General features: G+C 72.0%; 8 protein-coding genes and 1 pseudogene. All 9 read left to right on the plus strand.

Annotation, left to right across the window (positions count from 1 at the left end; all coding sequences use genetic code 11):
• The first annotated feature begins 389 nt into the window (after positions 1-389).
• Positions 390-2,045 (plus strand): CTP synthase, encoded by a 1,656-nt coding sequence (locus CIB93_RS32730; RefSeq protein WP_096632210.1) that lies wholly within the window; start codon positions 390-392, stop codon positions 2,043-2,045.
• Between the two features lie 84 nt (positions 2,046-2,129).
• Positions 2,130-2,756: an NUDIX hydrolase gene (locus CIB93_RS32735; RefSeq protein WP_096632211.1), complete on the plus strand. Its 627-nt coding sequence runs from the start codon at positions 2,130-2,132 to the stop codon at positions 2,754-2,756.
• Between the two features lie 202 nt (positions 2,757-2,958).
• Entirely contained in the window at positions 2,959-5,091 is a 2,133-nt protein-coding gene (locus CIB93_RS32740) for a tetratricopeptide repeat protein (RefSeq protein ID WP_096632220.1), read from the plus strand.
• A 143-nt stretch (positions 5,092-5,234) separates the two neighbouring features.
• Positions 5,235-6,350, plus strand: a complete 1,116-nt coding sequence (gene ald / locus CIB93_RS32745) for an alanine dehydrogenase (RefSeq protein ID WP_096632222.1) — start codon at positions 5,235-5,237, stop codon at positions 6,348-6,350.
• A 368-nt stretch (positions 6,351-6,718) separates the two neighbouring features.
• The gene (locus tag CIB93_RS32750) at positions 6,719-7,837 is read left to right on the plus strand and encodes a ParA family protein (protein ID WP_096632213.1); all 1,119 of its coding nucleotides are present in this window, start codon (positions 6,719-6,721) and stop codon (positions 7,835-7,837) included.
• Positions 7,834-8,397, plus strand: coding sequence for a hypothetical protein (locus CIB93_RS32755; RefSeq protein WP_179500323.1), 564 nt, complete (start codon positions 7,834-7,836; stop codon positions 8,395-8,397). Before CIB93_RS32750 ends, CIB93_RS32755 begins: the two co-directional genes overlap by 4 nt.
• Positions 8,398-8,479: 82 nt before the next feature.
• Positions 8,480-9,541 carry a ScpA family protein gene (locus CIB93_RS32760; protein WP_096632216.1) on the plus strand — a complete coding sequence of 354 codons (1,062 nt, stop codon included), beginning with the start codon at positions 8,480-8,482 and terminating at the stop codon, positions 9,539-9,541.
• Positions 9,538-10,194: an SMC-Scp complex subunit ScpB gene (gene scpB / locus CIB93_RS32765; protein WP_096632217.1), complete on the plus strand. Its 657-nt coding sequence runs from the start codon at positions 9,538-9,540 to the stop codon at positions 10,192-10,194. Before CIB93_RS32760 ends, scpB begins: the two co-directional genes overlap by 4 nt.
• Positions 10,194-10,569, plus strand: a pseudogene (locus CIB93_RS32770) (pseudouridine synthase); the annotation flags it as partial. The gene scpB and the pseudogene CIB93_RS32770, both read left to right, overlap by 1 nt.

Raw genomic sequence — 10,569 nt, forward strand, 5'->3', positions numbered from 1 at the left:
GTCAAGAGGGTCGTAGGGTCTTTCACCCGGGAAGATCCGACGAGTCCTGTACCGGTGGGCGGCCTGGGTGGTGCCGCCGCCCGGCCGTCTCGGCAGAGAGTGTTTGAGCAGGATACGACGCACCGCGAAGATCCGCGCGACGGTCCCCGCAACATCTCTGAGCTGATCGGGTGGGACGTGAAACGACTGGGGTGATGGTGTGAGGCCCCTGTGCAGGGTGTGGCCGGAAGCAGCCTCCCCTCGTCGCTGTTACCCTGGTAGCCCGTGGACCGGTGGTCGTTCGCGAGAGCGGACGAGGCCCCCGAACCGCAGCGACGGCACCCCCGGAATCCCCGGTTCGGCGGCCGGTACGCACCTCAGAATCGCGACCACGGGAGCCCCCTTTGGCTATGCAGCCCACATCCACGACGACCAAGCACATCTTCGTCACCGGGGGTGTCGCCTCCTCCCTCGGCAAGGGTCTGACTGCCTCCAGCCTGGGTGCCCTGCTCAAGGCACGGGGCCTGCGGGTCACCATGCAGAAGCTCGACCCCTACCTCAACGTCGACCCCGGCACGATGAACCCCTTCCAGCACGGTGAGGTGTTCGTCACCAACGACGGCGCCGAGACCGACCTGGACATCGGTCACTACGAGCGCTTCCTCGACGTGGACCTCGACGGCTCCGCCAACGTGACGACCGGCCAGGTCTACTCGCAGGTCATCGCCAAGGAGCGGCGCGGCGAGTACCTGGGCGACACCGTCCAGGTCATCCCGCACATCACCAACGAGATCAAGCACCGCATCCGGCGCATGGCCACCGACGACGTCGACGTCGTCATCACCGAAGTCGGCGGCACGGTCGGCGACATCGAGTCGCTGCCGTTCCTGGAGACCGTCCGCCAGGTCCGCCACGAGGTCGGCCGGGACAACGTCTTCGTCGTGCACATCTCGCTGCTGCCCTACATCGGCCCCTCCGGCGAGCTGAAGACCAAGCCCACCCAGCACTCGGTGGCCGCCCTGCGCAACATCGGCATCCAGCCCGACGCCATCGTGCTGCGCGCCGACCGCGAGGTCCCCACCTCCATCAAGCGCAAGATCTCGCTGATGTGCGACGTCGACGAGGCCGCCGTGGTCGCCGCGATCGACGCCAAGTCGATCTACGACATCCCCAAGGTGCTGCACACCGAGGGCCTGGACGCCTACGTCGTGCGCAAGCTCGACCTGCCGTTCCGGGACGTCGACTGGACCACCTGGGACGACCTGCTGGACCGGGTCCACAACCCCGACCACGAGGTCACCGTCGCGCTGGTCGGCAAGTACATCGACCTGCCCGACGCCTACCTCTCGGTGACCGAGGCCATCCGCGCCGGCGGCTTCGCCAACAAGGCCCGGGTCAAGGTCAAGTGGGTCACCTCCGACGACTGCCGCACCGCCGCCGGCGCCGCCGAGCACCTCGGCGACGTCGACGCGATCTGCATCCCCGGCGGCTTCGGTGAGCGCGGTGTCGACGGCAAGGTCGGCGCCATCCGCTACGCCCGCGAGAGCAAGGTCCCCCTCCTCGGCCTCTGCCTCGGCCTCCAGTGCATCGTGATCGAGGCGGCGCGCAACCTCGCCGAGATCCCCGACGCCAACTCCACCGAGTTCGACGCCGCCACCTCCCACCCGGTCATCTCGACCATGGAGGAGCAGCTCGCCTACGTCGAGGGCGCGGGCGACCTCGGCGGCACCATGCGGCTCGGCCTCTACCCGGCCAAGCTCGCCGAGGGCTCCCTCGTGCGCGAGGCCTACGACAACGAGCCGTACGTGGAGGAGCGCCACCGCCACCGCTACGAGGTCAACAACGGCTACCGCGCCGAGCTGGAGAAGAAGGCCGGACTGGTCTTCTCCGGCACCTCCCCGGACAACAAGCTCGTCGAGTACGTCGAGTACCCGCGCGAGGTGCACCCCTACCTGGTCGCCACCCAGGCGCACCCGGAGCTCCGCTCCCGCCCGACCCGCCCCCACCCGCTCTTCGCGGGCCTGGTGAAGGCGGCCGTCGCGCGCAAGGTCGGCGCAGGCGAGTAGCCGAGAGGCACTACGGTTGGCCGGGGTACGGGTCCTTCACGGACGCGTACCCCGGTTTCTCGTTTTGTACGTGGGAGGACGCACATGGGTATCCAGGACACGCCCGAGGAGTGGCAGGTCAACGCGACCGTGACCCCCTTCACCGGCAACAAGACCAGCGTCCGCACCGACCAGGTGGTGATGCCCGACGGCTCCGTCCACGGCCGCGACTACCAGGTCCACCCCGGCTCCGTCGCGGTCCTCGCGCTCGACGACGAGGACCGGGTCATCGTCCTGCGGCAGTACCGCCACCCGGTACGCCAGCGGCTCTGGGAGATCCCTGCCGGGCTGCTCGACGTCCCCGGCGAGAACCCCCTGCACGCCGCCCAGCGCGAGCTGTACGAGGAGGCACACGTCAAGGCCGAGGACTGGCGGGTGCTGACCGATGTCTACACCACGCCCGGCGGCTGCGACGAGGCCGTACGGATCTTCCTCGCCCGCGACCTCTCCGAGGCGGAGGGCGAGCGGTACGCGGTCTCCGAGGAGGAGGCCGACATGGAGCACGCCCGGGTACCGCTGCCCGAGCTGGTCCGCTCGGTGATCGCGGGGGACCTGCACAACAACTGTCTGGTCGTCGGGGCACTCGCGCTCACCGCCGTCCTCGCGGGCGACGGGATCGACTCGCTGCGCCCCGCCGAGGCGCCCTGGCCGGCCCGGCCCTTCGAGGCCTGACAGGCCGTTCGTTCCCTTTCCTCACCCCCCGGTCGGTCGATCGTAAGAAATGCCGATCCGAAGACATGCTGATCCGATCGGGGGATGTTCCCCCGCCCTCCGCCCCGCTCCGCGGTGATCCTCGCCACCGCTGAACTACGCTCGAAAGGCCCCGACCGGAGATCCGGCGGGCACTGCGTGCAGCGAAGTGGGAGCGTGGCTCGTGACCGATCAGGCGGTGGACACCAGCGGCCTGGCAAAGGCCCCGGCGACCGAGGAGCCGTCCGGTGCCGCTCCGCCCCGATTCTTCGGCCGCGAACGTGAGTTGAAGGCCCTGCGCGAGGACATCGAGCGGGCCGGACTGGACACCCTCGCGGGCCGCAAGACCCCCCGCGCCCGGGTCCTGCTCATCGCGGGGCGCCCCGGCTCCGGCCGCAGCGCACTCGCCGAGGAGCTGGCCGGAGCCCTCACCGGAACCGACACCGCCGGGCCCGCCGCCTCCGCAACGGGCGCGCTGCCGTGGGCCGTTCCCGGTACGGGTTCGGGCGACTACCCCGACGGGGTGATCCGGGTCGGCCTCACCGACCCGGGCGGCGAAGGCGTCCCCACCGAGCGCACCGCCGGGGAGATCCTCGGCCTCCTCGGGGTGGCCGTCCCGCCCGGCGCCGATCAGGACGAGCTGTCCGAGATGGTCCGCGAGGCCCTCGCCGTACGCCGGCTCGTCCTGCTGCTCGACGACGCGGCCGACGCCGAACAGGTCGACCCGCTGCTCCCGGAGAACCCGGACTGCCTGGTCGTCGCCACCGCGACAGGACCCCTGACCGGCATCCCCGGCGTGCGGCCCTGCACCCTCGGCGGACTGGAGGCGGGCGCGGCCGTGCAACTGCTCGCCCGCGCCATCGGGCAGGTCCGCATCACCGTCGACCCCCGCACCGCCCAGACCCTGGCAGAGGAGTGCGGGGGGCAGCCCGCGGCGCTCACCCTGGTCGGAGGGCTGCTCGCCGCCCACCCGATGGCCTCGGTGGCCGACGTCGCCAAGCAGCTGCACGAGCTGCCCGACTCCGGCGAGCAGCAGCCCACCGCCGCCCGCCCGCTGGCCCGCGCCTTCCGGCTCGTCCACGACTCCCTGCCGGGGGCCGCCGCCCGGATACTGCGTCTGCTGGCCCTCGCGCCCGCCGGGCTCGCCGACGCCCACACGGCCTCCGCGCTGGCGGGCTGCTCGGTCTCGGCCGCCCGCTCGACGCTGGACGACTTCGTGCGGCTGGGCCTGTTGCGGACGGACGGCGCCGCCCACCCCCAGTACGCGGTGCCCGGCTGCCTCGCCCCGATGCTGCGGGCCCTCCTGGAGGACCGGGACCGGCCCGCCGAGATCCAGCTCGCCCGCGCCCGGATGCTGGAGCGGACCGTGCGCCGCCTCCAGTCCTGCCGGGCGGTCACCGAACCGGAGGGCTCCACAGCCCGCCGCAAGCTCGCCGGGCTGCCCCGCTCGCTGCGCTTCCCGAACGCGGAGGAGGCGGGAGCCTGGCTGCGCAAGCGGCAGCCCGCCCTGCTGGCCTCCGCCCGGCTCGCGGTCGCGGACGGGGAGCTCGACACCCTGGCCCGGCGGCTGGTGGCCGCCCTGGTGCGGGCCCTGGCCGTGCACCGGGGGACGGAGGCGGCCGCCCCCGAGCTGTACGGGCTGCACGGCCTGGTCCTGGACGTGGCGCAGCGCCGCGAACTGCCCCGGGAGCAGGCGGCCGCCCTGCTGAACCTCGCCGATCTGGACGCCCGCACCGGTCGCACCCGCGAGGCGCTGACCCGCTACCGGGCCGCGCTGGACGCCGGAAGGACCGCGAAGGACCTGTACGCCACCGGCCGCGCGATGGAATCCGTAGGCGGCGCGTACGAGGAGCTGGGGGACTACCACCGGGCCGCCGACTGGTACGGCCGGGCGCTCTCCCAGCGCCTCACCCAGGGTGAGCGGGCGGACGAGGCGCGCCTCTACGGGCGGCTCGGCGCCGTGCACACGTACGCCGGGCGCTACGGCGAGGCGCTGCGGAACTGGCGGGCGGCCGCGGCGGGCCACCGCAGGCTCGGCGACCCGGCGGCGCAGGCACGGGCGCTCAGCGAGGCGGGCCGGGTCCAGGAGTACGCGGGCCGGCCGCACGACTCGCTCCAGACCTGCCGGGAGGCCGTCGAGCTGGCCCGGCGCGCCGGTGACGTGCGGCTTCAGGCGGCGCTCCAGCTGCGTCTTGCCGACACGCTGGACCGGCTGGGGGATCCGGCGGCGGCCCGGCTGCACCGGGGCGCGGCCGACAGATTGCTGGGCGAGGAGGGCTCCGCCTGCGAAATCCGTAGTGCTTCGACAGAAAGTTAATGCTTTGTAAGGCTAGACAGCGCGAAGTCCTTCATTAGACTGGCTCTGCCGCGTTCCTTCGTGGCGTCTCCATTTATGCTGTATATGTCCGGGTCTGCACCGATGTGCCCGGATGACCCTCCGAGCCAAGGACCGTGATCGACGTGAAGGTCGGCATCCCCCGCGAAGTCAAGAACAACGAGTTCCGGGTGGCGATCACCCCCGCCGGAGTGCATGAGCTCGTCCGCCACGGCCACCAGGTCGTCATCGAGCAGAACGCCGGCGTCGGCTCGTCCATCCCGGACGAGGAGTACGTCGCCGCCGGTGCGCAGATCCTGCCCACCGCCGAAGAGGTCTGGGCCGCCGCCGACCTGCTGCTCAAGGTCAAGGAGCCGGTCGCCGAGGAGTACCACCGCCTCCGCAAGGACCAGACGCTCTTCACCTACCTGCACCTCGCCGCCTCCCGCGAGTGCACCGACGCGCTGCTGGCCTCCGGCACCACCGCCATCGCCTACGAGACGGTCGAGACCGCGAACCGCGCCCTGCCGCTGCTCGCCCCGATGTCCGAGGTCGCGGGCCGCCTGGCCCCGCAGGTCGGCGCGTACCACCTGATGCGCTCGGTCGGCGGCCGCGGTGTGCTCCCCGGTGGCGTCCCCGGCACCCACGCCGGCGAGGCCGTCGTCATCGGCGGCGGTGTCTCCGGCTGGAACGCCACGCAGATCGCCGTGGGCCTCGGCTTCCACGTCACGCTGCTCGACCGCGACATCAACAAGCTCCGCGAGGCCGACAAGATCTTCGGCACCAAGGTGAAGACCGTCGTCTCCAACGCCTTCGAGCTGGAGAAGGCCGTCGTCGAGGCCGACCTCGTCATCGGCGCCGTGCTGATCCCCGGAGCCAAGGCCCCGAAGCTGGTCACCAACGAGCTCGTCGCCAAGATGAAGCCCGGAAGTGTCCTTGTCGACATTGCGATCGACCAGGGCGGCTGCTTCGAGGACTCGCACCCGACCACTCACGCCGAGCCGACCTTCCGGGTCCACGACTCGGTCTTCTACTGCGTCGCCAACATGCCCGGCGCGGTGCCCAACACCTCCACCTACGCGCTCACCAACGCCACGCTGCCCTACATCGTGGAGCTGGCGAACCGCGGCTGGGTCGAAGCGCTGCGCCGGGACGCCGCACTCGCCAAGGGCCTCAACACCCATGAGGGCCAGGTGGTTTACCGCGAGGTGGCCGAGGCGCACGACCTCCCGCACGTCGAGCTGAGCACCCTCCTCGGCTGACGGGTCAACCTCTTCCGTCAACATCGCACGTCCGGCCGGACCTTGCCGAGCAAGGTCCGGCCGGACGTGCGTCGGGCCCGCCGAGGCCCTTGCGCAACTCGCCTCGAACGTAACCCTTTACCCGTTTCGTGCAGCGGCGAAATGTGCGGCTTGGACGCTGTGCACCCTTGACAGCGAGACGTTCGATTGCCGACACATCGGGCCGGGTCCGGCGGATTGTGTTGCTGCGGACCGGTGACACGCCATAGAGTCGCCAATCGTCGGCATGGTGCCACGCTGACCTATCGATAAGTTTCCTGGTCACGTCCAAGGAGGTAAGACGACTTGTGAATGAGTCGACAATTACTCCCGGGGGTGGTCAACCAGGGATGCCCGCACGGGGTCTGAGCCCGATCGGGCTCGAAGCTGTCGGCTCCGTCGCTGTCCGCACCTTCGCCACCCAACAGCACATGACGACAGCCCCCCAGATGATGGACGGCCCACACGTGAACGCCACGGCCGGCAACGAGAGCAGCCGGGACACCGACAGCTTCGCCGACTTCGCCGAGGTGCCCGAGGGGCACTTCTACGACCCCGACGCCGAGTACGAGCCCGACCCGGAGTACGCGGCCACCCTCGCGCCCGACGCCGCGCGTCAGCGCCGCGAGCGCATCGGCCCGACCGGACGGCCCCTGCCGTACTTCCCGATCCCGGGTCCCCTGACCGACCACGGCCCCGCGAAGATCATCGCGATGTGCAACCAGAAGGGCGGCGTCGGCAAGACCACGTCGACCATCAACCTGGGTGCCGCCCTCGCGGAGTACGGACGCCGGGTCCTGCTCGTCGACTTCGACCCGCAGGGCGCCCTCTCGGTCGGCCTCGGGGTCAACCCGATGGAGCTCGACCTCACCGTCTACAACCTGCTCATGGAGCGGGGCATGGCGGCCGACGAGGTCCTGCTCAAGACCGCGGTCCCCAACATGGACCTGCTGCCCAGCAACATCGACCTCTCCGCGGCCGAGGTGCAGCTCGTCAGCGAGGTGGCCCGCGAGTCCACGCTCCAGCGCGCCCTGAAGCCGCTGATGGCCGACTACGACTACATCGTGATCGACTGTCAGCCCTCGCTCGGCCTGCTCACCGTGAACGCCCTGACGGCCGCTCACAAGGTCATAGTGCCGCTGGAGTGCGAGTTCTTCGCGCTGCGCGGGGTGGCGCTGCTCACCGAGACCATCGAGAAGGTCCAGGAGCGGCTCAACCCGGAGCTGGAGCTCGACGGCATCCTCGCCACCATGTACGACTCCCGTACGGTGCACAGCCGCGAGGTCCTGGCGCGCGTCGTCGAGGCCTTCGACGACCACGTCTACCACACGGTCATCGGGCGCACGGTCCGCTTCCCGGAGACCACGGTCGCCGGTGAGCCCATCACCACGTACGCCTCCAACTCGGTGGGCGCCGCCGCCTATCGCCAGCTCGCCAGGGAGGTGCTCGCCCGGTGTCACGCCGAGTGAGTCTGCCCGGTGCCGACGAACTGTTCCGTACCACCGGAGGCGGGATGGGCCTCCAGCCCTCCTCCCCGGCGGACCGGCGGCGCAAGGCGAACGCCGAGCCGCGCGTCCCGGCGCCCGCCGGAGAGAGCGATCCCTCCGGCCGGGCCGCGTCCGCCGACCGCGAGGAGCACGCCGCGGCCGACGCCGACGGCGACGACACGCGCGGCCGGGGCGAGGGCGAACGTTCCTCCTCCGCCAAGACCGCCTCCGGCGAGCGCCCCGCGGCTTCCGCGGCCCCGGCGGAGCAGCCCCCGGCGGTCCAGCCGCAGCGCAGGCGCGGCGGCGGACGCGGGGCCAACCGCCGCCCCAGCGGCCGGGAGCGGCACGACGAGAAGATCACGGTCTACGTCTCCGCCGAGGAGCTGATGGACCTCGAACACGCCCGGCTCGTCCTGCGCGGTGAACACGGCCTCGCCGTCGACCGCGGCCGCATCGTCCGTGAGGCGGTGGCGGTGGTCCTGGCAGACCTGGAGTCCCGGGGCGACGCGAGCATCCTCGTGCGGCGGCTGCGCGGCCGCTGAGCGGCACGGCGCGGGTAGCCTGCCGGTTGGGGCCCGCCGACCGGCGGGGCCCGTACCCGCCCCGCCCCACCCCTGGACCACCATGCCGACGCCCGCCGACCCCGCCGTCCCGCGACGCCGTGCGCTCGGGCGGGGGCCGGGGGCGGCAGCGGCAGCCGTGGAGGCGGTGGCGGCGGCTCCGGAAGCCGTACGGGGGCCGGAAGCCGTTGCCGAAGTACCGGCGGCCGAGCCGGAGCCGGTACGGGAGCCGGAAGCCGTCGCCGTAGCACCGGAGTCCGCGGCTGAGCGCACGGCGGCCGACGACAAGCGCTTCACCGTCCGGCTGGTGAACTTCGAGGGCCCCTTCGACCTGCTTCTCCAGCTGATCTCCAAGCACAAGCTGGACGTGACCGAGGTCGCGCTCTCCAAGGTCACCGACGAGTTCATGGCGTACATCCGCGCGATGGGCCCCGACGGGGACCTCGACCAGACCACGGAGTTCCTCGTCGTCGCCGCCACCCTCCTCGACCTCAAGGCCGCCCGGCTGCTGCCCGCCGCCGAGGTGGAGGACGAGGCGGACCTCGCGCTCCTGGAGGCGCGGGACCTGCTCTTCGCGCGGCTGCTCCAGTACCGGGCGTACAAGCAGATCGCCGAGATCTTCCAGAGCCGTCTGGAGTCCGAGGCCCGCCGCCACCCCCGTACCGTCGGCCTGGAGGACCACCACGCGGAGCTGCTGCCCGAGGTCGTCATCAGCATCGGACCGGAGGGCTTCGCGAAGCTCGCGGTGAAGGCGATGCAGCCGAAGCCCAAGCCCCAGGTGTACGTGGACCACATCCACGCCCCCCTGGTCAGCGTGCGGGAGCAGGCGGGCATCGTGGTGGGGCGGCTGCGCGAGGCCGGGGCGGCGGTGAGCTTCCGCACGCTTACCGAGGACGCGCCGGACACCCTCACCGTGGTCGCCCGCTTCCTCGCCCTGCTGGAGCTGTACCGCGAGAAGGCCGTCACCCTGGACCAGGACGAGGCGCTGGGAGACCTGCTGGTGGCCTGGTGCGGCGGGGCGGACGCGGAGCCGGTGGTGACGGACGAGTTCGACCAGGAGATCCAGGAGATCCAGGAGATCCAGGCGCTGAACGGGACCCCCGGAGAGAAGGACGTACGGGAATGAGCGAGCAGCCGACTCAGGCGGAGGGCGAGGGGGCGGTCGCCGCGCTCGACCTGAAGCCCGCCCTGGAGGCGGTCCTCATGGTCGTCGACGAGCCCGCCACCGTCGACCAGCTGGCCAAGGTGCTCCAGCGGCCCCGCAGGGCCGTGGCGGACGCGCTGCGGGAGCTGGCCGACGAGTACACCGTGCAGCGCCGCGGCTTCGACCTGCGGCTCGTGGCGGGCGGCTGGCGCTTCTACACCCGTCCCGAGTACGCGGCGGCCGTGGAGGGCTTCGTCCTGGACGGCCAGCACGCCCGGCTCACACAGGCCGCGCTGGAGACCCTGGCGGTGGTCGCCTACCGGCAGCCGGTGAGCCGGTCGAGGGTCTCGGCGGTGCGCGGGGTCAACTGCGACGGCGTCATGCGGACCCTCCTCCAGAGGGGCCTGGTGGCCGAGGCGGGCGCGGAACCCGAAACAGGTGCGATCCTGTACAGGACGACGAACTACTTTCTGGAGCGAATGGGCCTGCGCGGCCTGGACGAGCTCCCGGAGCTCGCGCCCTTCCTCCCGGAGGCGGACGCGATCGAGGCTGAGACGCTAGAGGGTGTGCCGTCGTTCGATCCGGACGCACCGGACACCCCGGATACTCACGCAGACGACAAGACGGAATTTTGATGCGAAGCAGTGGCAGGAACAGCGGAAGCGGCAGCGGCGGCCGGCCCCCCAGGAGTGGGAACGGCGCGGGCGGAGGCGGCCGCGGCGGCGGCGGGTCCTTCCGCCAGGGCCAGAGCGGTGGTCAGGGCGGACGCCCCGGTGGCCAGGGCGGACGCGGCGGCGCGCAGGGCGGTCGTTCCGGCGGCCAGGGCGGCCGTCCGGGCTTCCAGGGCGGTCGCGACGAGCAGGACAAGGACAAGCGTCCTCGCCGTCCCCGCCCCGAGGAGCGCCGCTACGACGTGGGCAACGACGCCCCCGGCGCCCGGCCCGAGCAGGACGGCCCCCGCAAGGGGCGCGGCGCGGCGGCGCGCGGCGGCGCCAAGGGCGGCCCCAAGC

The organism is Streptomyces sp. WZ.A104 (assembly GCF_002382885.1).
Taxonomy (GTDB): Bacteria; Actinomycetota; Actinomycetes; order Streptomycetales; family Streptomycetaceae; genus Streptomyces.

Excerpts from the sequence above, each read along its gene's own strand:
- CIB93_RS32760 (WP_096632216.1), top strand. The coding sequence starts at position 8,480 with ATGCCGACGCCCGCCGACCCCGCCGTCCCGCGACGCCGTGCGCTCGGG.
- CIB93_RS32750 (WP_096632213.1), top strand. The coding sequence starts at position 6,719 with ATGCCCGCACGGGGTCTGAGCCCGATCGGGCTCGAAGCTGTCGGCTCC.
- CIB93_RS32730 (WP_096632210.1), top strand. The coding sequence starts at position 390 with ATGCAGCCCACATCCACGACGACCAAGCACATCTTCGTCACCGGGGGT.
- scpB (WP_096632217.1), top strand. The coding sequence starts at position 9,538 with ATGAGCGAGCAGCCGACTCAGGCGGAGGGCGAGGGGGCGGTCGCCGCG.
- CIB93_RS32735 (WP_096632211.1), top strand. The coding sequence starts at position 2,130 with ATGGGTATCCAGGACACGCCCGAGGAGTGGCAGGTCAACGCGACCGTG.